At 65.8% G+C, this 24,457-nt stretch carries 22 protein-coding genes; 11 read left to right on the top strand and 11 right to left on the bottom strand.

Features of this window, described 5'->3' with window-relative positions; translation table 11 throughout:
• Nucleotides 1-340: 340 nt before the first annotated feature.
• The 9 genes from ACQR1E_RS32735 to ACQR1E_RS32695 form a co-directional block, all read right to left on the bottom strand.
• Nucleotides 341-1,378, bottom strand: a complete 1,038-nt coding sequence (locus ACQR1E_RS32735) for an amino acid ABC transporter substrate-binding protein (RefSeq protein ID WP_315767758.1) — start codon at nucleotides 1,376-1,378, stop codon at nucleotides 341-343.
• A gap of 66 nt (nucleotides 1,379-1,444) precedes the next feature.
• Nucleotides 1,445-2,038: a L,D-transpeptidase gene (locus ACQR1E_RS32730; protein WP_434898047.1), complete on the bottom strand. Its 594-nt coding sequence runs from the start codon at nucleotides 2,036-2,038 to the stop codon at nucleotides 1,445-1,447.
• Between the two features lie 111 nt (nucleotides 2,039-2,149).
• Complete coding sequence (locus ACQR1E_RS32725; RefSeq protein ID WP_315717096.1) at nucleotides 2,150-2,275, bottom strand: DUF2474 family protein; 126 nt, start codon at nucleotides 2,273-2,275, stop codon at nucleotides 2,150-2,152.
• Nucleotides 2,275-3,285: a cytochrome d ubiquinol oxidase subunit II gene (cydB, locus tag ACQR1E_RS32720; RefSeq protein ID WP_434898046.1), complete on the bottom strand. Its 1,011-nt coding sequence runs from the start codon at nucleotides 3,283-3,285 to the stop codon at nucleotides 2,275-2,277. Before cydB ends, ACQR1E_RS32725 begins: the two co-directional genes overlap by 1 nt.
• The gene (locus ACQR1E_RS32715) at nucleotides 3,282-4,688 is read right to left on the bottom strand and encodes a cytochrome ubiquinol oxidase subunit I (protein ID WP_434898045.1); all 1,407 of its coding nucleotides are present in this window, start codon (nucleotides 4,686-4,688) and stop codon (nucleotides 3,282-3,284) included. The genes cydB and ACQR1E_RS32715 overlap by 4 nt, the downstream gene beginning before the upstream one ends.
• A 368-nt stretch (nucleotides 4,689-5,056) precedes the next feature.
• Entirely contained in the window at nucleotides 5,057-5,668 is a 612-nt protein-coding gene (locus ACQR1E_RS32710; RefSeq protein WP_315751179.1) for a sigma-70 family RNA polymerase sigma factor, read from the bottom strand.
• Nucleotides 5,669-5,899: 231 nt separating this feature from the next.
• A complete protein-coding gene (locus ACQR1E_RS32705; RefSeq protein WP_315717100.1) occupies nucleotides 5,900-6,643 on the bottom strand; it encodes a response regulator in 744 nt (247 codons plus the stop codon).
• Nucleotides 6,640-8,385, bottom strand: a complete 1,746-nt coding sequence (locus tag ACQR1E_RS32700; RefSeq protein WP_315751180.1) for an ATP-binding response regulator — start codon at nucleotides 8,383-8,385, stop codon at nucleotides 6,640-6,642. The genes ACQR1E_RS32705 and ACQR1E_RS32700 overlap by 4 nt, the downstream gene beginning before the upstream one ends.
• Complete coding sequence (locus ACQR1E_RS32695) at nucleotides 8,355-10,340, bottom strand: sensor histidine kinase (RefSeq protein ID WP_409998644.1); 1,986 nt, start codon at nucleotides 10,338-10,340, stop codon at nucleotides 8,355-8,357. Before ACQR1E_RS32695 ends, ACQR1E_RS32700 begins: the two co-directional genes overlap by 31 nt.
• Nucleotides 10,341-10,860: 520 nt before the next feature.
• Between ACQR1E_RS32695 and ugpB the strand changes: the two genes are divergently transcribed.
• The 11 genes from ugpB to ACQR1E_RS32640 all read left to right on the top strand — a co-directional run bounded on the left by ugpB (nucleotide 10,861) and on the right by ACQR1E_RS32640 (nucleotide 21,770).
• On the top strand, nucleotides 10,861-12,186 hold the full coding sequence (gene ugpB, locus ACQR1E_RS32690; RefSeq protein ID WP_315717102.1) for a sn-glycerol-3-phosphate ABC transporter substrate-binding protein UgpB: 1,326 nt from the start codon (nucleotides 10,861-10,863) through the stop codon (nucleotides 12,184-12,186).
• A gap of 2 nt (nucleotides 12,187-12,188) precedes the next feature.
• Complete coding sequence (locus ACQR1E_RS32685) at nucleotides 12,189-13,139, top strand: phosphotransferase family protein (protein WP_316171992.1); 951 nt, start codon at nucleotides 12,189-12,191, stop codon at nucleotides 13,137-13,139.
• Nucleotides 13,140-13,362: 223 nt separating this feature from the next.
• The gene (locus ACQR1E_RS32680) at nucleotides 13,363-14,985 is read left to right on the top strand and encodes an ABC transporter substrate-binding protein (RefSeq protein ID WP_316171993.1); all 1,623 of its coding nucleotides are present in this window, start codon (nucleotides 13,363-13,365) and stop codon (nucleotides 14,983-14,985) included.
• Nucleotides 14,986-15,180: 195 nt separating this feature from the next.
• Nucleotides 15,181-16,194, top strand: a complete 1,014-nt coding sequence (locus ACQR1E_RS32675) for an ABC transporter permease (protein ID WP_434898044.1) — start codon at nucleotides 15,181-15,183, stop codon at nucleotides 16,192-16,194.
• A complete protein-coding gene (locus ACQR1E_RS32670; protein ID WP_434898043.1) occupies nucleotides 16,191-17,093 on the top strand; it encodes an ABC transporter permease in 903 nt (300 codons plus the stop codon). The genes ACQR1E_RS32675 and ACQR1E_RS32670 overlap by 4 nt, the downstream gene beginning before the upstream one ends.
• 4 nt (nucleotides 17,094-17,097) lie before the next feature.
• Nucleotides 17,098-17,235, top strand: a complete 138-nt coding sequence (locus ACQR1E_RS32665; RefSeq protein WP_316170701.1) for a hypothetical protein — start codon at nucleotides 17,098-17,100, stop codon at nucleotides 17,233-17,235.
• Nucleotides 17,232-19,046, top strand: a complete 1,815-nt coding sequence (locus ACQR1E_RS32660; protein ID WP_434898042.1) for a dipeptide ABC transporter ATP-binding protein — start codon at nucleotides 17,232-17,234, stop codon at nucleotides 19,044-19,046. The genes ACQR1E_RS32665 and ACQR1E_RS32660 overlap by 4 nt, the downstream gene beginning before the upstream one ends.
• 26 nt (nucleotides 19,047-19,072) lie before the next feature.
• A complete protein-coding gene (locus ACQR1E_RS32655; RefSeq protein WP_315717108.1) occupies nucleotides 19,073-19,252 on the top strand; it encodes a DUF4089 domain-containing protein in 180 nt (59 codons plus the stop codon).
• A 10-nt stretch (nucleotides 19,253-19,262) separates the two neighbouring features.
• The gene (locus ACQR1E_RS32650) at nucleotides 19,263-20,663 is read left to right on the top strand and encodes an AtzE family amidohydrolase (protein ID WP_434898041.1); all 1,401 of its coding nucleotides are present in this window, start codon (nucleotides 19,263-19,265) and stop codon (nucleotides 20,661-20,663) included.
• Nucleotides 20,644-21,036 carry an oxalurate catabolism protein HpxZ gene (gene hpxZ, locus ACQR1E_RS32645; protein WP_315717110.1) on the top strand — a complete coding sequence of 131 codons (393 nt, stop codon included), beginning with the start codon at nucleotides 20,644-20,646 and terminating at the stop codon, nucleotides 21,034-21,036. Before ACQR1E_RS32650 ends, hpxZ begins: the two co-directional genes overlap by 20 nt.
• A gap of 2 nt (nucleotides 21,037-21,038) precedes the next feature.
• The gene (locus ACQR1E_RS32640; RefSeq protein ID WP_315751192.1) at nucleotides 21,039-21,770 is read left to right on the top strand and encodes a GntR family transcriptional regulator; all 732 of its coding nucleotides are present in this window, start codon (nucleotides 21,039-21,041) and stop codon (nucleotides 21,768-21,770) included.
• Between the two features lie 111 nt (nucleotides 21,771-21,881).
• Here the strand turns inward: ACQR1E_RS32640 and atzF are convergent, their stop codons facing one another.
• Complete coding sequence (gene atzF, locus ACQR1E_RS32635; RefSeq protein WP_434898040.1) at nucleotides 21,882-23,669, bottom strand: allophanate hydrolase; 1,788 nt, start codon at nucleotides 23,667-23,669, stop codon at nucleotides 21,882-21,884.
• 247 nt (nucleotides 23,670-23,916) lie between these two features.
• Nucleotides 23,917-24,456, bottom strand: a complete 540-nt coding sequence (locus tag ACQR1E_RS32630; RefSeq protein ID WP_434898049.1) for a DUF805 domain-containing protein — start codon at nucleotides 24,454-24,456, stop codon at nucleotides 23,917-23,919.
• Nucleotide 24,457: the final 1 nt, after the last annotated feature.

The raw sequence follows: 24,457 nt of genomic DNA, 5'->3' as shown, positions 1-24,457 counted from the left end.
GCGTTGACCGTTTCTTTCGAATGCCCATCGCAACCTCCTCATCGAGTGTTGCGACGACCAATTGAATCCGCCGGTTGTCCCGGCTGAGCCTGTGGTTCTGCCGCCTGCATTTTTTTACGTGGGCGGGCCGCAGGTGCCAGTCGGCACCTGGCCTTCCCTGCGCCCTCGATTTTCGAGAGGGCGAGAATTTTGTAAAGCTCGGGCGCGAGACGCGTCGCGAGAAGGTCAGGCCATGCTCCGTCATTGCGAGCGAAGCGAAGCAATCCAGAATCGTTACAACAGCCCTGGATCGCTTCGTCGCGTTGCTCCTCGCGATGACGGCGGAGGTGTGCAGAGAGCCCTACCTGATCGGCGGCGCGTACTGGACGCCGCCGGCGTTCCACAGCTGGTTCATGCCGCGCGGGATCTTCAGCTTCGACTCGCTACCGACGTTGCGCTCATAGACCTCGCCGTAATTGCCGACGTGACGGATCACGCGCGCGGCCCAGTCCTTGGTCAGGCCGAGGTCCTGGCCGTAGCTGCCCTCGTTGCCGACCAGCCGCATCACGTCCGGCTTCTTCGACTTCAGCGCCTCGTCGATGTTCTTGGAGGTGACGCCGAGTTCCTCGGCATTGATCATCGCGTACAGCGTCCACTTCACGATCATCATCCAGTCGTCGTCGCGCTGGCGCACCACGGGCGCGAGCGGCTCCTTGGAGATCAGGTCGGGCAGGATGTCGTGATCGCCGGGCTTCGACAGCGTCAGGCGCAGCGCGTAGAGCTGCGAGACGTCGGCGGTGAAGGTGTCGCACTTGCCACTGTCATACGCCTTGATGACGTCGTCGAGCTTGGGAAACTTCACCTCCTCGTACTTCATGTTGTTGGTGCGGAAATAGTCGCCGAGGTTGAGCGCGTTGGTGGTGGAATCCTGCACGCAGACCTTGCTGCCGTTGAGGTCGAGCGCCGTCTCCAGCTTGCGTGACCGCGGCACCATGAAGCCCTGGCCGTCGTAATAGGCGACCGCCGGGAAATACAGGTCGTAGTTCTGCTCGCGCGCCATCGACCAGGTGGTGTTGCGCGACAGGATGTCGACCTTGCGGCTCTGCAGCTCCTTGAAGCGCTCGTTGGCGTCGAGCGGCACGAACTTCGCCTTCTTCGGATCGTCGAAGATCGCGGCCGCGACGGCGCGGCAGAAGTCGACGTCGAAACCGCTCCAATTGCCCTTGTCGTCGGGAATCGAGAAGCCGGGCAGCCCGGCATTGACGCCGCACAACACCTCGCCGCGGCGGATGGTCCGCTTCAAGGTGCGGGTGTCGTACATCTCATAGGTGACGGCGAGCGCCGCGACGAGGACGGCGACGGCGAGCCCGATCAGCAGGCCGCCTCGGAAAGTGCGCATGGTGAATCTCTTTCAGAAAATGTCAGGACAAAGCGATGGCTGAATGTCCGGCGGCGGGCGCCGGCGTCACAGTTCCGGCTTCTGCCGCACCACGACCTTGGTGCCGACCGGCACGCGGTCGAACAGGTCGGCGACATCGGCATTCACCAGCCGGAAGCAGCCGGAGGAAATCTTGCTGCCGATCGTCCAGGGCTGGTTGGTGCCGTGGATGCGGTACGCGGTGGTGCCCAGATACATCGCGCGCGCGCCCAAGGGATTGCCGGGGCCGCCGGCCATGAAGCGCGGCAGATAGGGCTGGCGCTGGATCATCTCCGGCGGCGGCGTCCAATCCGGCCACTCGGCCTTCTTGGTGATCGACAGCAGCCCCTGCCACTGGAAGCCGTCACGGCCGACGCCGATGCCGTAGCGGATGGCACGTCCGCCTGGCTGCACCAGATAGAGGTGGCGTTCGGCGGTGGACACGATGATGGTGCCCGGCGGCTCGGTGGTGCGGAAATAGACCACCTGCTTGCGCCATTCGGGATCGAGCTCGTAGCCGTCATCGGCGACGAGACCGGGCTGATCGCCGGGGTCCTCGGACTGGGCAAAACTATGCGATGTGGACAGCGCCAGCGCGATGATGGCGCTGGCCGCACAAAGCAGGCGACGGAAACTCGGCATTCAAAGCTCTCCTCAACGGACCCCTGCGAAGCTTGCCCGATCAAATCCACCCGTCAAATTTCAGGAGCATATTCGCAGCAAAGTCAAGGTGAGCGCAGGGCGCACCCGTTGTCATCCGAGCTTCATCCAGAGCCGCAGCAGGAAGGCCACCGCGCCGACGGTCGCCACGCCGGCGAGCCAGAGCGCAACGAACCAGGCGAGGCGCTTCGCGAGGGACGCGGGCTCGGGAGCGCGCATCAGTGATAGCCGCTGTCGTGCCCGACCTTGCCGCGAAACACCCAATAGGCCCAGCCGGTGTAGCCGAGGATCAGCGGCACCAGCACCAGCACGCCGGGCAGCATGATCAGTTGGCTGCGTTCGGGTGCTGCCGCCTGCCAGATCGTGATGCTCTGCGGCACGACGTAGGGATACATGCTGATGCCGAGGCCCGCGTAGGAGAGGAAGAACAGCGCGAGTGCGAGAAAGAACGGCCAGCTATCGTGCCTCTGGGCGAGGTTCTTCATCATCAGCACGGTGACGCCGACGACGGCGAGCGGCACCGGCGCTGTGAGAATGATCGCCGGCCACCTGAACCAGCGGTCCGAATATTGGATCGTGAGCAGCGGCGTCCACAGGCTGACGGCGGCAATGGCGAGCAGCATCGCGAACAGCAGGACCCAGCTGATGCGATAGGCCTTGTCGCGCAGGTCCCCCTCTGTCTTCAGGATCAGCCAGGTTGCGCCGAGCAGCGCGTAGCCGACCACGAGCGAGACGCCGGTGAGGAGGCTGAACGGCGTCAGCCAGTCCCACCAGCCGCCGGCATAGTGCCGGCCCTCGACATGCACGCCCTGCAGGATGGCGCCGAGCGCGATGCCCTGCGCGAGCGCCGCGACCCATGACCCGCCGGCAAAGGCGATGTCCCACAGATTGCGTGTGGCGCGGGTGCGCCAGCGGAATTCGAAGGCGACGCCGCGGAAGATCAGGCCGACCAGCATCGCGATCAGCGGCGCATACAGCGCCGGCATCAGGATCGCATAAGCCAGCGGGAACGCGGCCATCAGGCCACCGCCGCCGAGCACCAGCCAGGTCTCGTTGCCGTCCCACACCGGCGCCACGGTGTTGGTGATGACGTCGCGGTCCTGCTTGCCTGGAAACAGCGGGAAGAGGATGCCGAGGCCGAGATCGAAGCCGTCCATCACGACGTAGATGAACACGGCGAGCGCGACGATGAAGGCCCAGAGGGTGGCGAGATCGATGGCGACGCTCATGATCCGACCACTCCCTGCACGACGCCGGCGGCCGGCGTGATGCCGGCGGTGCGGACCGGCTGCTCGCTGCTCGGGCCCGGCTCGCCGGGATGCGGCGGCTCGGCCATCAGGCGCAGGATGTACAGCACGCCGGCAGCGAAGATGATGAAATACACGATGATGAAGGCGAGCAGCGAGGCACCCACGGCCGGGGCCGCGAGCGGCGAAACGGAATCGGTGGTGCGCAGCAGCCCGTATACGGTGAACGGCTGCCGGCCGGTCTCGGTGGTGATCCAGCCGGCCATGACGGCCATGAATCCCGCAGGTCCCATCGCAATCGCGAAGCGGTGCAGGCCGCGATTGATGTACAGCCGCCCGCGCCAGCGCTCCCACAGGCTGAACAGGCCGAGCGCCAGCATCAGCAGGCCCAGGCCGACCATGATGCGGAACGACCAGAAGGTGATCGGCACTGGCGGCCAGTCCTGCCGCGGGACGGTGTCGAGGCCGGCCATCGGTGCGTCGATCTGGTGTTTCAGGATCAGCGAGCCAAACTTAGGAATGCCGAGCGCCCATTTCAGTTCGCCCTTGGCCTGGTCCGGCCAGCCGAACAGGTACAGCGGCGCGCCGTCCTTGTGGCTCTCGAAATGGCCTTCCATGGCCATGATCTTCACCGGCTGGTGTTCGAGCGTGTTGAGGCCGTGCTGATCGCCGACCAGGATCTGCAGCGGCGCCACCAGCGCCGCCATCCACATCGCCATCGAGAACATCACGCGCGGGCCCGGCAGATGCGGATTGCGCAGCAGATGCCAGGCGCCGACCGCGCCGACCACGAGCGAGGTGGTGAGATAGGCCGCCAGCACCATGTGCACGAGGCGGTAGGGGAACGACGGATTGAAGATGACTGCGAGCCAGTCGACCGAGACGAACTGGCCGTCGGCGTTGACCGCATAGCCCGCCGGCGTCTGCATCCAGGAATTGGCCGAGAGAATCCAGAATGCCGAGATCAGGGTGCCGATCGCGACCATCAAGGTGGCCAGGAAATGCAGCTTCGGGCCGACGCGCTTCAGGCCGAACAGCATGACGCCGAGAAAGCCGGCCTCGAGGAAGAACGCCGTCAGCACTTCATAGGCCATCAGCGGGCCGATCACCGGTCCGACCTTGTCGGAATAGACCGACCAGTTGGTGCCGAATTGGTAGGACATCACGATGCCGGAGACGACGCCCATGGCGAAGGTAATGGCGAAGATCTTGAGCCAGTAATTGAAGACGTTGAGATAGACGTCGCGGCCGGTCCACAGCCACAGCGCCTCGAGCACGGCGAGGTAGGACGCGAGCCCGATCGAGAAGGCGGGGAAGATGATGTGGAAGGTGACCGTGAAGGCGAACTGCGCGCGCGCCAGCTCAACCGCATCCAAACCGAACATCAGCACCGTCCGTCATTGCCGTGGGGCTTGTAGCACCGCCCCATGACGGAAGATTGCACCGGCAACGCGCGATATCAAATGGTCAAATCGCCCTATTGGCGGGGTGAGCGGTCCCAAACGACGAAGACCCGGCGGGGGCATCCGCCGGGTCTTCGGAGCAACCTTGGAAGGTGGAGGTATCCTTGAATTTGCTCGCTCCAAACCGAGATCAGCTGGGGGACTGAGGCTCGGCTGATGGATAACGTTCTAGCGGCCGAAATTTTCCAGGTGATTTCGCCGATTGTTTCAATTGTTTCGTTCGGCGATTTTGATGCGTCGTCGTCTTTGGAACCCGCCGGGACCGCAGCCCCGGCGAGAATGAAGCTTGGTCAGGCGGCGAGGCTGTGGACGCCGGCACAGCGCAGGAGCTCGGCCAGGTGCTTGCGGGCATAGAACATGCGCGTCTTCACCGTGCTCTGCGGAATGCCGATGATCTGCCCGACCTCCTCCACCGACTTCTCATGGTAGTAGATCAGGGTGATGATCTCGCGATGCGCCGGCGACAGCTTGGCGACGCAGGCGCGCAGGATGGCGCTGGTGGTGGAGCGCTCGAGCGAGGTCTCCGGGGTGTCGGAGTCGTCGGCGATCTCGCGCACCTCGTCCTGGTCGATGTCCTCGAAGCGGCGCTGGCGCAGTGCGGTCAGCGCCTTGAAGCGGGCGATCGACAGCAGCCAGGTCGAGACCTGCGAGCGGCCCTCGAACTGCTTGGCGGTGCGCCAGACGTCCAGGAACACCTGGCTGACGAGGTCCTCGGCGATCGTGGTGTCGCGGACGATGCGCAGGATGAAGCGATAGACCCGCACATTGTGACGCGCATAAAGCGTGTGCATCGCGGTGCGATCGCCATCGGCAATGCTCTCCAGGAGCATGTCGTCCGTGGTCGCCTGGGCGGCGATGATGCCCTGGCTGGCTGCGGAATTGATGGCAACGACGTTCTGCATGGCACTCTCCCGTTCCGCCGCCCCCTTGCGGCGTTTCGACGGGATGGATTGTTAAGGAGTGCCCGTTTCGGGACGTCTGCACGAAAACAGGAAAATGGTTTCGTGCGCCTGCGGAAATGTTTCGTCGCGCCGCACATCGCGAAACAGTCGTGGCGGAATTGTGCCCAATTCCAAAAAGCGGAACGGAATGCGGGTACAGAGGCTGCTTTCGCCGCCGCCGGCCGGCTGTCCTCAGGCCTTCTCGCCGGCCGGGGAGAACAGGTAGCCGCCGCCGCGAATGGTCCGGATCACGGCCGGTTTGGTCGGATCGGGCTCGATTTTGCGACGGATGCGCATGATTCTAAGATCCACGGCGCGATCGAACGCCTCCGCATCGCGGGCATTGGCGAGCTCCAGCAGCCGCTCGCGCGACAGCACCCGCTTCGGGTTGGCGGCGAACACTTTGAGCAGGCCGAACTCGGACGCCGTCAGCGGGTGCTCGTTGCCTTCGTCATCGCGCAGCGCCTGGGCATCGAGATCCAGCCATTTGGTGCCGAACCGCACCAATTGCGGGTCCTTGGCCTGGGCCGGAGCGGTCTCCGTGACGGCCGCCGCAGCCTTGGCCGGTCCGCTGCGGCGCAGCACGGAGCGGATCCGGGCCATCAATTCGCGCAATTCGCACGGCTTGGCGACGTAATCGTCGGCGCCAAGCTCAAGCCCGACCACGCGGTCGATCGGGCTGGCGGTGGCCGTCAGCATGATCACCGGGATGTTGGTGCGGCCCTTGAGATCGCGAATGATCGACAGGCCGTCTTCTTCGGGCATGTTGAGGTCGAGCACGACGAGATCTGCGGGGCCGGTCTCGATGGCGCTGCGCAGGCTCTTGCCGCCGTCGCACAGCGTCACGCTGAAGCCGTGCATCTTGAGGTAATCACCCACCATTTCGCGGGCAGGGGCCTCGTCGTCGACGATGATGATGTGCTGGCTCTGACTCATGACAATTCGGCCGCCGGCAGTGTGATGGTGAAGGTCGATCCGGATCCCGGCCCTTCGCTCCTGGCCGTCACCTCGCCACCATGCATGTCGACGATGCGTTTGACAATCGACAGGCCGAGCCCGGTCGAGCTCTCGCCCGCGGTCGGTTTGGCCGACAGCCGCTGGAACCGCCCGAACAGGCGGCCGAGATCCTCCGGCGAGAGGCCAGCGCCCTGGTCGGTGACGGCGATGATGGTGTTGTCGCCGTCATCGGCGGCGTTCACGGTGATCCTGCCGCCGATCGGGCTGTACTTGATCGCGTTGCTCAAGAGATTGTCGATCGCCTCGCGGATCCGGTCGATGTCGCACATGGTCGACAGCAGCGTCGGCGCCGAGACCTCGATGACCTGCTGCTTGTTGAGGGCGAGCGGCTGGTTGGCCTCGACCACCTCGTGGATCAGGGCCGTGATGTCGACCGGCTCGCGGCGGATGGTGATGTCGAAGGCGTCGGCCATCGCATCCGAGATCAGATGGTCGACCATTGAGGTCAGCCGCTTGGCGGCATCGCGGATATGTCCGACCTGGCTGGTGATGCCCTCTGCGGAGGCGCCGGTCGCGATCAATTCGGTCAGCATTTCCGTGCGGCCGAGGATGACGCCCAGCGGATTCTTCAGGTCATGGGCAACGGTGCCGAGAATCTCGTTCTTGAAGCCGTTGGCGCGCTGCAGCCGCAGCCATTGCGCCGACAGCCGCCGGTTGGCCTGCATCAGCGCGCGGGTGCGCTGGGCGACGCGGTCCTCGAGCTGGGTGTTGGCCTCATGCAGCTGCTGATACAGGATCACGTTGTCGAAGGCGATCGACAGCCGGCTGGAGAAGATCTCGACCAGCGAACGGTCGGTCTCGGACAGCGGCCGCTCCGCCTGCAGCAGCACCACGACTTCGCGCCCCGAGCCGGTGCGGACATAGAGCACGGTGCGGTGGTCTGCGAATTCGTTGCTGCGCTGCCTGAAGGCGGCCTCGACCATGTCGCGCAGATCCGGATCGAGCGAGCGCGAGGTGACGGCGCCGGAGAAGCGGCTGTAGCAGCCGGAGCCGGCCAGCACCGAAAAATCGTCGGTCTGGCTGCCGTCGTCGCGCAGCACCAGGATCCCCGCGCAATCCACGTTCAGCAGCGACGCGATCTGGGTCAGCACGCCCTCGGCCAGCCGCTGCATCGACTTGAAATCATACAGCGTCGAGGCGGCGTCGATGATGATCTCGAGGCCGCGCCGGGTCTGCACCATGCGCTCGAGCTGCTGGTAGCTGCGCAGCGCCGCCGTCAGCGAGGTGAACAGCTTGTCGGCGGTGAGCTCGGTCTTGGCCTTGTAGTCGTTGATGTCGTACTGGACGATGACGCGCCGCTCCGGCGCCTGGCCCGGCTGCCCGGTCCGCAGGATGATGCGGACGGTCTCGTTCTTGATCTCGTTGCGGATGTATTCGACGAGCTCGAGCCCGGCGACGTCGGTCTCCATGATGACGTCGAGCAGCACGGCCGCGATGTCGGTGTGCTCCCGCATCAGCGCGCGGCCTTCGGCCGCCGAATAGGCGGACAGGATTTCGAGCCCCTGGCCGTTCAGGCTGTAATCCGACAGCGCAAAGCGGGTGCCCTCGTGCACGGCATGGTCGTCGTCGATGACGGCGATCTTCCATTTCCGGGCCGAACCGTCGTCCTCGTCGAAACCGGTATCCTCGATCAGTTGGAGGACATCGTCCTGTTCGGCCATTGCGTCGTTCCGTCACCCATTGCTGTCTCGGCGCCGCCCTTGGCGACCCGCGGCATGATAATCCGAAAGGTGGTGCCTTGTCCCTCGCGGGATTCCAGCATCATGCGGCCACCGAGCTGCTGCGTCACCAGATTGTAGACGATATGCAGCCCGAGCCCCGTTCCCCCTTCGTTGCGGCGTGTCGTGAAGAACGGATCGAAGGCCTGGCGCTGCACGTCGGGGGGCATGCCGGCCCCGTTATCGGCGAAAATGATCTCGATGTCATCCGTGCCGCGCGGCCGCGCCGTGATCGAGATGGTGCCCGCGCGGCCGTCGGCAAAGGCGTGGTTGACGGCGTTGAGGAACAGGTTGGTGAGAATCTGACCGTAGAACCCGGGATAGCCGTCGATGAAAAGCCCCTCGGGGACATCGACCGCCAGCGTGATCGGCGCGCGCTTGAGCACCGGCTTGAGGCTGGTGATGATCTGATCGGTCGCCTCGCTCAGGACGAAGGTCCGTCGCTCCGCATGCGAGCGGTCGACCGCGACCTGCTTGAACGACTGGATCAACTCGCCGGCGCGCTGCAGGTTGGCGACCAGTTGCTCGGACGCATCGCGCGACGAACGCACGAACTCCTCCAGTTGCGACCGGCGCAGGCCGCCTTCGGGCGACCGCAGCGCGGCCTCGAACATCTCGACGCGGCGTGCGAAGCTGGAGGCCACCGTCAGGCTGATGCCGATCGGATTGTTCACCTCGTGGGCGACGCCGGCGACCAGCCCGCCCAGCGCCGCCAGCCGCTCGGCGTCGATCAGGTTGCGCTGCGCGGCGTTGAGCTCGAGCAGCGCGCTCTCGGCCTTTTCCTTCGCGGTGCGCAACTCGTCCTCGGTCTTGCGCTTGGCGATCGCGTTCTCGCGGAAGGTCTCGACGGCGCGGGCCATCGCGCCGACCTCGTCGCGCGCCTCGGTGCCCTGGACCTCGCGGTCGTAGTCGCCCAGCATGATTGCGCGCATCGAGGCCATGATCTGCTGCAGCGGCAGCCGGATCGACAAGGCGATCAGCACGCCCGCGGACAGGATGACTCCCAGGAAGATCACCGCGATCGAAAGGACGCGGCGGGAGATGTCCTTCAATGTCCGATCGAACGTCGCCTGCGCCTTCTGCTCGTGCTGGCGCATCTTCACCGACAGGCCGTCGATGGCGCCGATGGTTTCGGCCTGGCTGGCATCGATGGTGTTGCGCAGCAGTTCGGTGCGGTTGGTGAGCTGATCGGTGAGCTTGGAGAATCCCGCGCGCAGCGCCGCGGTCCGGGCCGACAGCCGCTGCAGCGCCAGCCGCTGCAGATCATTGTCCGCAAGGCTCGACATCACCGGAATGGTCTTCTCGATCGTCTCCGTGTTGCGGCGCGCGTCCTCGGCGGAGGCGGGCGCGAGCGACAGGTAGTAGGAATTGGCCGCGACCAGCATGGCGGTGAAGGCCTCGCGCGACTTGCCGAGCGAGGGCCAGATCTGCGCGTCGCGATGGCCGGTCGCGCCTTCGATCACCGAATAGAGCCCGGCGATGTCGCGGGCGGGGCCGAGAACCTCTTCCTCATAGGTCTTGGAGATCGTCGCCTGCAGACTTCGCAGCTCGCCGAAGCCGTCCAGGAAACGCACGGTGACGCGCTCCAGCTCCTCGACCGACCCCGACAGCATCGGGTCGGTCGAGGCGCGCGTCGTCAGCGTCCCGAGCACGGCCTCGCGCAGCAGCAGGATCTCGGCGAACAGCTCCGGGCTCGGCTGATTGATGTAGCGATGAATGAGGTTCTGCAGCCGGCTCGTCTCGCTTTCGAGCAGGGCCAGCACCTTGTCGGATTCCCGGACCTGGCGAACGTCGTCCCAGGCCGTGCCCAGCACCGTCGCGCCGTTCCAGATCAGCGCCGCCAGCACGATCACGACAGCCGAGTTGAGCGCGGCGATCGAGAGGATGCGCCAGCGGATCGGAACCGCCCGCAGCGCGCGAACGATCCGTGCCCGCCCCAGGACCGCCAGACCGAGCGGCCGCGCGACGGATTTCCGCTGCTCGGATCGCGCCACGATCGCTACCTCGGGCCGGGCGTGCGGAGCCTGCCTGCGTCCGCTCTGCCGCGCGCAGCCGGGCCTGTATGCTGCGGCGCAGCCAGTCGCGCCGCCGAGCATGATGGGCGTGAAAGGGACGAGCGGTACCGCGCGCCCGCCTCAGCGCGCATCAGCACCGGCGTGACGTCCACTCTCGAGATCGACGAAAGATGGGCGCGGTACACAGGCAACACTTTTCCCCCTGATGATGAGGTCGGCCCGGACATGAAAAGGTTCAATGCACTCCCGAACAGGTGCTATAAGGCCATTCTGACGTCAAAGCGATACACGTCAATGGTTTGCTGATAGTTTGTTGCAGCCTTGGGTTGCTGGACCTGATTTTTCGGTCCGATTGCGATCTCAGCCCGAGCCTATTCATTCATCGAATTGGAGTTGCCTCCTGGTGACGGTCCTTCTGCGTTCTGTTTCGTTTGCAATCCTGCTCTGGACGGTTGTTGGCGCAAGCACGGCCAAGGCCGCGACCGAGATCGTGTGGTGGCATGCGATGTCGGGCGAGCTTGGTAGGCAGGTCGACAGGCTGGCGGCCGACTTCAACGCGTCGCAGTCCGACTACCGCATCGTGCCGAGCTACAAGGGCAGCTATACGGAGACCGTGACGGCGGCCATCTTCGCGTTCCGCTCGCGCAGCCAGCCGGCGATCGTGCAGGTCAATGAGATCGCGACCGCGACGATGACGGCGGCCAAGGGCGCGATCTATCCCGTTTACGAATTGATGCGCGACGAGCAGGAGAGCTTTTCGCCGTCGGCCTATCTGCCCGCGATCGCCGGCACCTATGCCGACGCCGACGGCAACATGCTGTCGTTTCCGTTCAACGCCTCCACGCCCATCCTCTACTACAACAAGGATCAGTTTCGCGCGGCCGGGCTCGATCCGGGCGTGGCGCCGAAGACCTGGTCCGAGCTCGGCAAGGCTGCCCGGCGGCTGCGCGACAACGGTGTCGCCTGCGGCTTCACGACGTCGTGGCCGGCCTGGATCAACGTGGAGAATTTCTCGGCCTTCCACAATCTGCCGATCGCCACGCGGGCCAACGGCTTTGCCGGACTGGACGCCGTGCTGACGTTCAACAATCCGCAGGTCACGCGGCACATCGCCCAGCTCGCGGAATGGCAGAAGAGCAAGGTGTTCGACTATGGCGGCCGCGGTCAGGCTGCCGAGCCGCGTTTCCAGAAGGGCGAGTGCGGCATCTTCATCGGCTCCTCGGCAACGCGCGCCGACATCAAGGCGAATTCGAAGTTCGAGGTCGGCTACGGCATGATGCCGTACTGGCCTGACGTTGCGGCCGCGCCGCAGAATTCGATCATCGGCGGCGCGACGTTGTGGGTGCTCCGCGACCGTCCTGCGGCCGAGTACAAGGGCGTGGCCAAGTTCTTCGCCTATCTGTCGCGGCCCGATGTTCAGGCCGCTTGGCACCAGAATACGGGCTATTTGCCGATCACGCAGGCGGCCTTCGATCTGACGCGCGCGCAGGGCTTCTACGACCGCAATCCAGGAGCCGCGATCTCGATCGAGCAGGTGACGCTCAACCCACCCACGGAGAATTCGCGCGGACTGCGGCTCGGCTCGTTCGTGCTGATCCGTGATGCCATCGAGGACGAGATGGAGCAGGCCTTCAGCGGCCGCAAACCGGCGCAGGCGGCGCTCGATGCCGCCGTCGACCGCGGCAACCGTCTGCTGCGCCAGTTCGAGCGCGCGAGCCCGGATCGCTGAAAATGACGTTGCCACCGGTCGCCGATGGCGCGCAGCTCCGGCGCCTCCGTGCCGACGTGACGCGCTGGCTGCCGGCTGCACGCGATATTGCGCGCGGCCATGGCTACGACGACGCGCGGCTGGTGCCGTTCGCGGCGGGCACCAATCTGGTCCTCGCGCTGAACGACGGACTGATCCTGAAGGTCTTCCCGCCGTTTCATCGCCGCAAGTTTCAGTCCGAGCGGGCGGCCTTGCGCGTGCTCGCCGGTGGCGTCGGCGACGTCCGTACCCCCGACCTGCGACACGAGGGGGAGCGCGACGGCTGGTGCTATCTGATCATGACCAGGCTCGGCGGCATGCCTGCTTCGGATGTGTGGCGGCAACTCCCGGAGTGGGACAAGCAGCTCTTGCTCAGGCAGGTCGGTCGTCTGATCGCCGCCGTGCAGCGGGTCCCGCCTGGCGAGCTGCTGGCGCTCGGTCCGCGCTGGTCGGATTTCTTGCGGATGCAGATGGTCGGATGTCATGCACGCCATCAGCGGCTCGGCTTGCCGCCGACGCTTCTCGCCGGGCTGGACGATCTCCTGCGCGAGGCCTCAGCACTGCTGCCGCAGGATCCGCCGCCGGTCATCCTGACCGGTGAATACATTCCGGAGAACTTACTCGTCACGCGCAGCGGTGATGGCTGGCAGCTGAGCGGGCTGTTCGACTTCGGCGACGTCATGACCGGTTTTGGCGAGTATGATCTGCTCGGGCCGAGCGCCTTCATGGCAGCGGGTCATCCCGGGCGCGTGCGTGCCTTGTTCGACGGCTACGGATTTGCGCTGGAGGACATCGACCGGCAGCTGAAGCGACGGCTGCTGGTCCTGCTGTTGCTGCACCAGTACAGCGATCCGCTCCGCCACATCTGCATTCCGGATTGGCCGGCCAAGGTCCGCGACTTCGACGAGCTGCAGGCGCTGATCTGGCCGGAGTGATCCTAACCGGGGCGGCGGTCCAACAGGCGTTGCGTAAATCTGTCGCAGACTAACTGAGGTGATTATAAACTCAGCAAATATGCAGCTTTGTATGCAATTGGGGGCGCTGAGCTGTGCCGCTCGGTCAAGGCTCCTCGATATTTCAATAGCTTAGCTTTCAGCCGGGCTTGGCACGAAGCTTGCGACCACTGTTCCCGACAGTCGTTATCCTCGGGGGCATTTGATGAAGCGTCGCGATTTTCTGAAATCCGTGTCCGGTCTGGCTGCAGGGGCGGCGCTGCCAATGGCGCCGGCCATCATGTCTTCCGCCATGGCCGACGCGCGGTCCGAGACGCTGCTGATCGTGTCCGAAGGCGGTCCCAACAACCTCGACATCCACGGCGTCGGCACCAACGTGCCGGGCTACGAGGTGTCCTGGAACTGCTATGACCGCCTGATCAGCCACGAGATGAAGAGCGGCCCGGGCGGGGTGCCGTACTACGACCGCGACAAGTTCAAGCCCGAACTCGCCGAGGACATGACCATCGGCGACATGTCCGCCACCTTCAAGCTGCGCAAGAACGCCAAATTCCACGACGGCACGCCGGTCACGGCCAAGGACGTGAAGTGGTCGCTCGATCGCGCCGTCAGCGTCGGTGGCTTCCCGACCTTCCAGATGAGCGCCGGCTCGCTGACCAAGACCGAGCAGTTCGTCATCGTCGATGACCACACCGTGCGCGTCGACTTTCTGAAGAAGGACCGCCTGACGATCCCCGATCTCGCCGTCATTGTCCCCTGCGTGGTCAACTCGGAGCTCGTGAAGAAGAACGCGACCGACAAAGACCCATGGGGGCTCGAATATACCAAGCAGCAGACCGCGGGTTCCGGCGCCTACAAGGTGACGAAGTGGACCGCCGGTACCGAAGTGATCATGGAGCGCAACGACGACTGGGCGTGCGGTCCGCTGCCGAAGATCAAGCGTGTGATCTGGCGCATGGTGCCGCAGGCCGGCAACCGGCGCGCGCTGCTCGAGCGCGGGGATGCCGACATCTCCTATGAGCTGCCGAACAAGGACTTCCAGGAGATGAAGTCGAACGGCAAGCATACCGTGATCTCGCTGCCGATCTCGAACGGCATCCAGTATATCGGCATGAACGTGACCAAGCCGCCGTTCGACAATCCCAAGGTCCGGCAGGCGCTCGCCTATGCAATGCCCTATCAGAAGATCATCGATGCCGTGATGTTCGGCCTTGCCAATCCGATGTTCGGCGCGCCGGCGGATAAGGCGACCGAGGTGGCGTGGCCGCAGCCGACCAAGTACTTCACCGACATGGAGAAGGCAAAAGCGCTGCTGGCGGAAGCCGGCTACCCCAACGGCTTCGAAACCACGATCTCCTTCGACCTCAATTTCGCACAGGTCAACGAGCCCTTGTGCGTGTTGGTGCAGGAGAGCCTCGCCCAGCTCGGCATCAAGACCACCATCAACAAGGTGCCTGGCGCCAACTGGCGCACCGAGCTGAACAAGAAGGAGATGCCGCTCTTCACCAACATCTTCTCGGGCTGGCTCGATTACCCCGAATACTTCTTCTACTGGTGCTATCACGGCAACAATTCCGTGTTCAACACGATGAGCTACAAGTCGCCCGAGATGGACAAGCTCATCAACGGCGCGCGTGACGCCGCCGCGGCCGGGGACAAGGCGACGTACGATGCCGACGTGAAGGGCTTCGTCGATCTCGCCTTCGCCGAGGTGCCACGCATTCCGCTGTATCAGCCGTTCGTCAACGTCGCGATGCAGAAGAACATCTCCGGCTATCAGTACTGGTTCCACCGTAGGCTCGACTATCGGGCTCTGGTGAAGGGGTGAGACAGTGATGGGGGGATGTCATATGGGCCGAGCTCTCTCATTCCCTCCCCCCTTGTGGGGGAGGGGCAGGGAGGGGGGTAGCCACACCCACTGCCGTCTGGGTCCACCCCCCTCCCCAGCCCTCCCCCACAAGGGGGGAGGGAGCCGAGTGCGCCGCGCGGACAGGTCTGGGCCAATTCGGGCAGGGGGCTGCTCATGCTGAGCCTCATCGCCAAGCGCCTCGCGTTCGCGATCCCGTCGCTGATCGGCGTCGTGATCGTCACCTTCCTGCTCACGCGCGCCTTGCCCGGCGATCCCGCGGCGTATTTTGCCGGCCCCGCCGCCACCAAGGAGGCGGTGGAGCAGATCCGCAAGAAGCTCGGCTTCGACAAGCCGCTGGTCGAGCAGTTCTTCCGCTACACCGTCGATCTCGCTCATGGCGATCTCGGCAGTTCGCTGACCACAGGCCAGCCGGTCGCCAGCGAGATTCGCAACCGCCTGCCGGCCTCGGCCGAGCTGACCTTGCTCGGTCTGTTGGTATCCGTCGCGATCGCGCTGCCGCTCGGTGTGCTCGCGGCGACGCGGCCGGGGTCGTGGCTCGACCATACCTGCCGTATCGTCACGACCGCGGGCGTCTCGCTGCCGGTGTTCTTCACCGGGCTGGTGCTGGTGTATGTGTTCTACTTCCGGCTCGGCTGGTCACCGGCGCCGCTCGGCCGGCTCGACGTGTTTTATAGCGCGCCGAACCCCGTGACCGGCTTCTACCTCATCGATACGCTGATCGCGCGTGACGGCGAGGCGTTCCGCTCGGCGCTGAGCCAGTTGATCCTGCCCGCCGCGACGCTGGCGATCTTCTCGCTGGCTCCGATCGCGCGCATGACGCGGGCTTCGATGCTGTCGGTGCTGTCGTCGGAATTCGTCCGCACGGCGCGCGCCTCGGGCCTGTCGCCCGCGACTGTCACCGTGACCTATGCGTTCCGCAACGCCATGCTGCCGGTCATCACCACGCTGTCGATGGTGTTCTCCTTCCTGCTCGGCGCCAACGTGCTGGTGGAGAAGGTGTTCGCCTGGCCCGGCATCGGCTCCTATGCGGTCGAGGCGCTGATCGCCTCCGACTTCGCGCCGGTGCAGGGCTTCGTGCTGACGATGGCCGTGATGTACGTCGTCCTCAACCTCGTCATCGACATTCTCTATGGCGTCATCGATCCCCGCGTGAGGCTGGAAGGATGAGCACTGTCGCGCCGACCGTCGAGCCTGCCGCCGTTCCCTCGCGGACGACGGGACTGACAGCCCTGATCGGCCACACGCGCTATGTCCTGGCCGAGAACAAGGTGACGGGCTTCGCCTTCGGCCTCCTGGTCGTGATCCTGTTTGCGGCCATCTTCGGCCCGTGGATCGTGCCCTATGATCCGCTGGCCAGCGACACCGCGTCCGCGCTGAAGCCGCCGTCGGCGGCGCATTGGTTCGGCACCGATCAGCTCGGCCGCGACATCTTCAGCCGCGTTGTGGTCGCGACCCGGCTCGACACCTTCATCGCGATCGCCTCGGTCGCGCTGGTGTTCTTCCTGGGCGGTCTCGCCGGCGTCGCCGCCGGCTTCTTCGGCGGCTGGACCGACCGCATCGTCGGCCGCATCGCCGACACGATCATGGCGTTCCCGCTGTTCGTGCTGGCGATGGGCATCGTCGCGGCGCTCGGCAACACCGTGCAGAACATCATCGTCGCCACCGCGATCGTGAATTTCCCGCTCTATGCGCGCGTGGCACGCGCCGAGGCCAATGTCCGCCGCAACGCCGGCTTCGTGCAGGCGGCACGGCTGTCGGGCAACAGCGAGCTGCGCATCCTGCTCGGCCACATCCTGCCGAACATCATGCCGATCATGATCGTGCAGATGTCGCTGACCATGGGCTACGCCATCCTCAATGCCGCAGGCCTGTCGTTCATCGGCCTCGGCGTGCGGCCGCCGACGGCGGAATGGGGCATCATGGTTGCCGAGGGCGCCTCGTTCATGGTGTCGGGCGAATGGTGGATCGCGCTGTTCCCGGGTCTCGCGCTGATGATCGCGGTGTTCTGCTTCAATCTGCTCGGCGATGGCCTGCGCGACATCGTCGACCCGCAGCGCAGGACGTAAGGCGATGAGCGCACCACAAAACGACTCCGTCATTGCCGGGCTTGACCCGGCAATCCATCCCTTCAAGAACACCTTCGTCAGTGTGATGGATGCGCGGGTCAAGCCCGCGCATGACGGTCGTAACAAGCGGAGCCACGGATGACCGCCCAGCCGCTGCTCGACGTTCGCGATCTCACGGTCGAATTCTCCACCCGCCGCGGTATCGTCAAGGCGGTGCAGCATGTCGACATCTCCGTCGCCAAGGGCGAGACGCTCGCGATCGTCGGCGAATCCGGCTCGGGCAAGTCGGTGACGTCCTATGCGGTGATGCGCATCCTCGACCGCGCCGGCCGCATCGCCGAGGGATCGGTGATGTTCTCCGGCGTGGACGTCAGGGCGGCCGAGGAAAGCGCGATGCGCGATCTGCGCGGCCGCGAGATCTCGATGATCTTCCAGAACCCGCGCGCGGCGCTCAATCCGATCCGGAAAGTGGGCCAGCAGATCGAGGATGTGCTGAAGCAGCACGTCCAGGCGGCCGCGACCGATCGCGCCGAGAAGGCGATCGCCGCGCTCGAGCAGGTCAAGATCGCGCGTCCGCGCGAGCGCTACCACGCCTATCCGTTCGAATTGTCCGGCGGCATGTGCCAGCGCGTCGTCATCGCGCTGGCGCTGGCCTGCAACCCGCAGCTCCTGATCGCCGACGAGCCGACCACCGGTCTCGACGTCACCACGCAGAAGGCGGTGATGGACCTCGTCGTCGAGCTGACGAAGAGCCGGGGCATGTCGACCATCCTGATCACGCATGATCTGGGTCTCGCCGCTGCCTATTGCGATCGCGTCGTGGTGATGGAGAAGGGCCGGGTGGTCGAGACCGCCAGGGCCGCCGACATCTTTGCCAACCCGCAGCATCCCTATACACGCAAGCTGATGCGCGCGACGCCGCGCCTCGGCGTGTCCTTGCGCGATCTGCTGCCGGAGGAGGATGTGGCAGCCCCACCACACACAGCCTCCGTCATGGCCGGGCTTGACCCGGCCATCCATCCATCTTCGCAAGAGTCGCTCCAGGTGATGGACCCCCGGGTCAAGCCCGGGGGTGACGAGCGGAGTGCGGAGGGCGAGCGGAGTGCGAGCAGCGCCAAGCCGCTTCTCCTCGTCGACAAGCTGGTCAAGGAATATCCGCGCCAGGGCGCCTCGGCGACATTGTCGAAACTGTTCGGACGGAGGCCGGCGGTCGAGCCGGAGATGTTCCGCGCCGTCGATGGCATCAGCTTCACGGTCGGTCATGGCGAGAGCGTTGGCCTGGTCGGCGAATCCGGCTGCGGCAAGTCGACGACGTCGATGATGGTGATGCGGCTGCTCGACCAGACCTCGGGGCGCATCAGCTTCGATGGCGAGGAGATCGGCAACATCCTGCCGCAGGCCTTTGCCCGGCTGCCGCTGCGCAGCCGCATCCAGATGGTGTTCCAGGATCCGACCGACAGCCTCAATCCGCGCTTCACCGCGGCGCGTGCCATCGCCGACCCGATCCTGCAGCTCGGCGACATCAAGGGCCGCGACGCGCTTCGTGTGCGCTGCGAGGAGCTCGCCACCATGGTCGGCCTGCCGCTCAATCTGCTCGACCGTTTTCCGCACCAATTGTCGGGCGGCCAGAAGGCGCGCGTCGGTATCGCGCGCGCCATCGCACTGCACCCGAAGCTCGTCATCCTCGACGAGCCCACGGCGGCGCTCGACGTCTCCGTGCAGGCGGTCGTGCTCAATCTGCTGCAGGACCTCAAGCGGCAGTTAGGTATGAGCTATCTGTTCGTCTCCCATGATTTGAATGTCGTGCGGCTGTTGTGCGATCGTGTGATCGTGATGCGGTCGGGTCGAATCGTCGAGGAAGGCACCTCCGAACGTGTGCTAGGTCATCCGCAGGATGACTATACGCGGGAGTTGCTGACGGCGATTCCGCACCCGCCATTGCCGGCGCATTGAGCGTGAAAGCTTGAGGAGAAAAGCTGATGGCGGAGCCATTGGACGATTACATCGACGCCGTCGGGCGTGCATTGGCTCTGCCGATCGAGGACGCTTGGCGCCCGGCCATCCGCGCCAATCTCGAGGTCTCGCTGAAGATGGCGAAGCTGGTCGACGAATTCTCCCTGCCTGATGAAGCCGAGCCTGCCAGTGTCTTCACCGCTTAGTTCTCCCGAGATGACCGCGAGCGCCGTCGCCGCCGCGGTCGCCACCGGCAAGCTCTCGGCCGTCGAGGCTACCGACGCCGCGCTGGCGCGGATTGCGGTCCGCGATGGTGTGCTCAACTCGTTCACGGACGTGACCGCCGAGCGGGCGCGTGCGAAGGCGCGTGCGGTGGATGCCGACATCGCGGCGGGCAAGCCCGTCGGCCCGCTCGCCGGCGTGCCGTTCGCGGTGAAGAACCTGTTCGACGTCGCGGGGCTGCCGACCCGCGCCGGCTCCAAGATCAACCGTGATCGAGCGCCCGCGACGCGCGACGCGACGCTGATCGAGCGCATGGAGGCGGCCGGCGCCGTCCTCGTCGGTGCGCTCAACATGGGCGAATACGCCTACGACTTCACCGGCGAGAACGTGCACGACGGCCCGTCGCGCAATCCGCATGATCCGACGCGGATGAGCGGCGGTTCGTCGGGCGGCTCCGGCAGCGCCGTCGGCGGCGGCCTGGTGCCGATCGCGCTGGGCTCCGACACCAACGGCTCGATTCGTGTGCCGTCGTCGTTCTGCGGCATCTTCGGCCTCAAGCCGACCTATGGCCGGCTGTCGCGAGCGCGCTCGTTTCCGTTCGTCATGAGCCTGGATCATCTCGGTCCGTTCGCACGCTCGGTCGAGGATCTCGCGCTCGCCTATGACGTGATGCAGGGACCAGATCCCGACGATGCGGGGTGCACCACGCGCGCGCTGGAGCCGGTCTCAGCTTCGCTGTCGCAAGGGCTCGATGGCCTGCGCATCGCCATTGCCGGCGGCCACTTTCAGAAGTACCTGTTTCCGGAGGCCGCCGAGGCGGTCAGCCGCGTGGCGACCGCGCTCAAGGCGACCGACGTCGTCGAGGTGCCCGAAGCCGCGCGTGCTCGCGCCGCGGCCTATGTCATCAGCACGACCGAAGGCGCCTCGCTGCATCTCGACCGCTTGCGCAAGCAGCCGCAGGATTTCGATCCGGCGGTGCGCGATCGGCTGATTGCGGGTGCGATGATTCCGGCACCGATGGTCGACCGCGCGCAGAAGTTTCGCCGCTGGTACCGCGCCCGGGTGCTGGAGCTGTTCAAGTCCGTCGACGTGCTGATCGCGCCCGCAACGCCCTGCGTTGCACCCAAGCTTGGGCAGGCGACCTTCGTGCTCGACGGCGTCGAGCTGCCGGTGCGTGCCAATATCGGCATTCATACCCAGCCGATCTCGTTCGTCGGGCTTCCCGTCGTCGCCGTCCCGATTCCGCTCGCGCCGATGCCCATCGGCGTGCAGATCATCGCGGCGCCCTGGTGCGAACATGTCGCATTGCGTGTGGCCCACGCCTTGCAACAGCTTGGCGTCGCCGCTGCGCCGGCCCCGCGAGGAGTTCTGGAGAATGGAAGTCGATCTGCCTGACGTCGTCGCGGAAGTCACCGCGCAGTTCCAGCGCTACGAACAGGCGCTGGTCGGCAACGACGTTGCCGTGCTCGACGAGCTGTTCAAGCAGGACTCCCGTACGCTGCGCTACGGCATCGGCGAGAACCTCTATGGCTACGGCGAGATCGCTGCATTTCGCGCCGCGCGCTCGCCGGCTGGACTGATGCGGCGGACCGCGCGCACCGTGATCACCACTTACGGCCGTGACGCCGCGGTCGCCTCGACGCTGTTCTATCGCGACACCGCGCCCGGCAAGGTCGGACGCCAGATGCAGACCTGGGTCCGGTTTCCTGAAGGCTGGAGAATCGTTGCTGCCCATGTCAGCATCATCGATGAAGCAAAGGGCGGCTGAGGATGAGCCTGGACGATCTACCGCCGCGAACGCGCCAGCGGTCCGCCCGCGACTTGGAGATCAAGCGCATCGACCGCGCGCCGCCTGCCGTCGCGAAAATCACGCGCGCCGAGGAGCTGCGCCTGCAGCTGGCCGATGAGATCGTGCGCGGCGCGCTGGCGCCGGGCGCGCCGCTGGACGAGACCGAGATCGCCAAGCGCTTCAACGTCTCGCGCACGCCGGTGCGCGAAGCGCTGCGTCAATTGGCGACTTCCGGGCTGATCGAGGCGCGTGCACATCGCGGCGCCGTGGTGGCGCGACCGTCGGCCGACCGTCTCACCGGCATGTTCGAGGCGATGGCCGAGCTCGAGGGCCTGTGCGCCGGTCTCGCGGCGCAGCGCATGACGCCGGTCGAGCGGCAGCGGCTGGAAGCCATCCACGAGGAGCTGCGCAATCTCAGCCACGCCGGCAACCCCGAGCGCTTCCACGAGGTGAACGAGCGCTTCCACAACGCGATCTATGCCGGCGCGCACAATGCCTACATCGCAGAGATCACCCTGGCGACGCGGGTGCGCGTGCAGCCGTTCCGCCGCGCCCAGTTCCGCAATCTCGGCCGCCTCGCCAAGTCGCATGCTGAGCACGACCGCGTCGTCGTGGCCATCCTGCGCGGCGACAAGGCCGGCGCGGCGAGTGCCATGAAGGCGCACATCGAGCTGGTGCGCGGCGAATACGAGATCTACGCGGTGTCGGTATAGCTAAGCTCGCCGTCTGCCGGGTTGCCGTCATTGCCCGCGCAGCAATCCAGAGGCCCGACCGCAGCTCTGGGATTGCTTCGCTGCGCTCGCAGTGACGAAGTCGCGAGGCGATCAGCTTTTCTGCGCCATATACGCGCGCCAGCCGCCGAACTTCGAGATGTCGCGCGCGCCATCGAGGGCGGCAGGCTCGACAAGGAAGCCCTTGGCGCTGCGGCCGTTGGCGAGCCGGATGGTGCCGATCGACAATGGCGGCGGGATGAGGTTGACGAATTTGCCGAAGCTCGCGGCCGACAGCGCCCAGAGCTCGACGGCCATTGCCGTGCCCTGGCCGTCGCCGATCCGCAGCATGCCGGGCTTGGGCGGCGTGGTCGACAGCGCATAGAGCTTGTAGTCAGGCGCGGTGGTCGTCGCCTCGAGCAGACGTCCGCCGAGGCTGGTCAGCTCGTGGTTCAATGCCATCCCTGAGAGATGCGCGCCGACGACGACGACGGCGATCTCGTCGCCATGCAGTGCCGGAGACACGGGAGCGAGCGGCGGCAGCGGGACCGGCTTGGCGCCGACCGGCAGCGCCGTGTCGGCATGGAAGGCGCGCCCGAGACTGGCGAGCGTCGCATCGCGGCCGGCTGGCGCCAGTAGGGTGATGCCGAACGGGACGCCGTCGCTGCGCATCGCAGCCGGCACCGCAAGCCCGCAGAGATCGAGCAGGTTGACGAAGTTGGTATAGGTGCCGAGCCGGCTGTTGAGCTCGATCGGATTGGCGAGCACATCCGCGGTGGTGTAGGCGGTCGGCGCCGTCGGCAGCACCAGCGCGTCGATATCGGCGAAGGTACGCTCGGCCACCTTGCGCAGCGCCTGCAGACGATAAAGCGCGGCAAAGGTGTCGGCCGCGCTGCCGCGCGCGCCGCCGATGGTGATCTCGCGCGTCACGGGGTGGATCGCATCGGGATCGGAGGCGAGCAGATCGCGGATCACGAGATAGCGCTCGGCGACCCAGGGGCCTTCATAGAGCAGCCGCGCGGTCTCGTAGAACGGCTCGAGGTCGAACGCGACCAGCTCGGCGCCAAGTTTGACGAAGCGCGCGGCGGCAGCGCCATAGGCGGCGTCCGCCGCCTTGTCGCCGAAGAAGATCAATTGCCCGGGGCGGGGAATGCCGAGCTTCACGCCCTCGGGAAATGCCGTCACGGCCCCAAGCGGCCGGTCGCGCGAGAACGGATCGAGCGGATCCGGCGCCGCCAGCACCGAGAGCGCCGCGACGGCGTCGTCGACCGTCAGCGAGAACACCGAAATGCAGTCGAGCGTGCGGCAGGCCGGCACCAGGCCGGACGTCGAGATCATGCCGAGGCTCGGCTTCAGGCCGACGATGTTGTTGAGCATTGCCGGCACGCGGCCGGAGCCCGCAGTATCCGTCCCGAGTGCGAGCGGCACGAGACCCGCGGAGACGGCGACCGCCGAGCCCGAGCTCGATCCGCCCGGAACGAGATCGGCGCGCACCGGATTTTTCGGAATGCCATAGGGCGAGCGCACGCCGACGAGGCCGGTGGCGAACTGGTCGAGATTGGTCTTGCCGATGATGATCGCGCCGGCCGCGCGCAGCCGCGCCACCGCGGTGGAATCGCGAGATGGCGTGTAGGCGAAGGCGGGGCAGGCGGCGGTGGTCGGCAGGCCCGCCACGTCGATATTGTCCTTCACCGCGACGGGCACGCCGTAGAGCGGCAGCGATCTGTCCCGGTCGGCGAGGGTTTCGGCCTCCGCGAGCGCGTCCTTCTCGCCGCGCAGGCTGATGAAGATGGCGGGGTCGTTGTGCGCGCGGATCCCGGCGTAGCAGCGCGCGATCGTGTCGCTTGGCGTTGTCAGGCCGGCGCGATGGGCGGCGACGATCTCGGCAATGGTCTCGGTCACGCGGCGCTCCGCGTCTCGTCCGAGCCCAAACTCTGGCCTGCCATTTCCTTGCGCTCCGCTTCGCCCAATCCGGCTGCGAACGTAGCAAGCCATGTGCCATTGTGTACACGGCGAGGATGCGGGCCTGATAAGGAAAAATCTTGAGAGTCAGTGGGTTGCTGTGCCATCCGACAGGCCGTCGGGCGGTCGGATGTGGTTGCCGAAGGCGATTTGCCTAATTGGTGAGCAGGCCGGGCGCCGCAGCCGCCTAGTACCCGCGCCGATCGGCATCCCCGCCCGTGATGCGCGCAAGTCGTGCCTCGGTGGCCGAGCCGGTGCCACGGGCTGTCCGGAACGACGCAGACGTCGGGCGGCTCACCGTGGCTCCCGACGATAGCGCGTCGTCAGCCCCGCTGGGGAAGAACAGCAGCGCAACGCTGAGGCCGAGATTGACCAGGGCGCCCACCCACGTGCCGTGGTGCGATGATGTCGCCGCGTATTCGGGAAATCGGCCGGCGATCACGTAGTCCAGCACCATGACGGCGATCCAGGCCGGGATCACACAGACCGGGTCCCAGCCGATGTCGCGAAAGCGCATCGCCTGCAGCATCAGGTTCGCCACCAGGCACAGGCCGATCAGCACCACGATCGGCAGGCTCACCGTCAGCTCCGACGTCTGCGGGGCGAGGGCGGCAAGACCGACGGCCACGACCACGATCAGGACCACCGAAACCAGCGCAAGACCGAGCGAGGCGAGAAAATATTGCAGACGGCCGAGACGCGCATTGAAACCGAAAATGAACCCCAAC

Source organism: Bradyrhizobium sp. HKCCYLRH1030, assembly GCF_051168395.1.
Lineage (GTDB): Bacteria > Pseudomonadota > Alphaproteobacteria > Rhizobiales > Xanthobacteraceae > Bradyrhizobium.
Note: the sequence above shows the minus strand (reverse complement) of the source record. Positions and strands in the feature narration are given on the sequence as shown.

What these genes read in the sequence shown, in the direction of transcription:
- ACQR1E_RS32640 (WP_315751192.1), top strand. Translation starts at nt 21,039, where the DNA reads ATGAGCCTGGACGATCTACCGCCGCGAACGCGCCAGCGGTCCGCCCGC.
- ACQR1E_RS32735 (WP_315767758.1), bottom strand. Translation starts at nt 1,378, where the DNA reads ATGCGCACTTTCCGAGGCGGCCTGCTGATCGGGCTCGCCGTCGCCGTC.
- cydB (WP_434898046.1), bottom strand. Translation starts at nt 3,285, where the DNA reads ATGAGCGTCGCCATCGATCTCGCCACCCTCTGGGCCTTCATCGTCGCG.
- ACQR1E_RS32705 (WP_315717100.1), bottom strand. Translation starts at nt 6,643, where the DNA reads ATGAGTCAGAGCCAGCACATCATCATCGTCGACGACGAGGCCCCTGCC.
- ACQR1E_RS32680 (WP_316171993.1), top strand. Translation starts at nt 13,363, where the DNA reads ATGAAGCGTCGCGATTTTCTGAAATCCGTGTCCGGTCTGGCTGCAGGG.
- ACQR1E_RS32700 (WP_315751180.1), bottom strand. Translation starts at nt 8,385, where the DNA reads ATGGCCGAACAGGACGATGTCCTCCAACTGATCGAGGATACCGGTTTC.
- ACQR1E_RS32655 (WP_315717108.1), top strand. Translation starts at nt 19,073, where the DNA reads ATGGCGGAGCCATTGGACGATTACATCGACGCCGTCGGGCGTGCATTG.
- ACQR1E_RS32665 (WP_316170701.1), top strand. Translation starts at nt 17,098, where the DNA reads ATGAGCGCACCACAAAACGACTCCGTCATTGCCGGGCTTGACCCGGCA.
- ACQR1E_RS32725 (WP_315717096.1), bottom strand. Translation starts at nt 2,275, where the DNA reads ATGCGCGCTCCCGAGCCCGCGTCCCTCGCGAAGCGCCTCGCCTGGTTC.
- ACQR1E_RS32660 (WP_434898042.1), top strand. Translation starts at nt 17,232, where the DNA reads ATGACCGCCCAGCCGCTGCTCGACGTTCGCGATCTCACGGTCGAATTC.
- ACQR1E_RS32710 (WP_315751179.1), bottom strand. Translation starts at nt 5,668, where the DNA reads ATGCAGAACGTCGTTGCCATCAATTCCGCAGCCAGCCAGGGCATCATC.
- hpxZ (WP_315717110.1), top strand. Translation starts at nt 20,644, where the DNA reads ATGGAAGTCGATCTGCCTGACGTCGTCGCGGAAGTCACCGCGCAGTTC.
- ACQR1E_RS32675 (WP_434898044.1), top strand. Translation starts at nt 15,181, where the DNA reads ATGCTGAGCCTCATCGCCAAGCGCCTCGCGTTCGCGATCCCGTCGCTG.
- ACQR1E_RS32715 (WP_434898045.1), bottom strand. Translation starts at nt 4,688, where the DNA reads ATGTTCGGTTTGGATGCGGTTGAGCTGGCGCGCGCGCAGTTCGCCTTC.
- ACQR1E_RS32650 (WP_434898041.1), top strand. Translation starts at nt 19,263, where the DNA reads ATGACCGCGAGCGCCGTCGCCGCCGCGGTCGCCACCGGCAAGCTCTCG.
- ACQR1E_RS32685 (WP_316171992.1), top strand. Translation starts at nt 12,189, where the DNA reads ATGACGTTGCCACCGGTCGCCGATGGCGCGCAGCTCCGGCGCCTCCGT.
- ACQR1E_RS32670 (WP_434898043.1), top strand. Translation starts at nt 16,191, where the DNA reads ATGAGCACTGTCGCGCCGACCGTCGAGCCTGCCGCCGTTCCCTCGCGG.
- ACQR1E_RS32730 (WP_434898047.1), bottom strand. Translation starts at nt 2,038, where the DNA reads ATGCCGAGTTTCCGTCGCCTGCTTTGTGCGGCCAGCGCCATCATCGCG.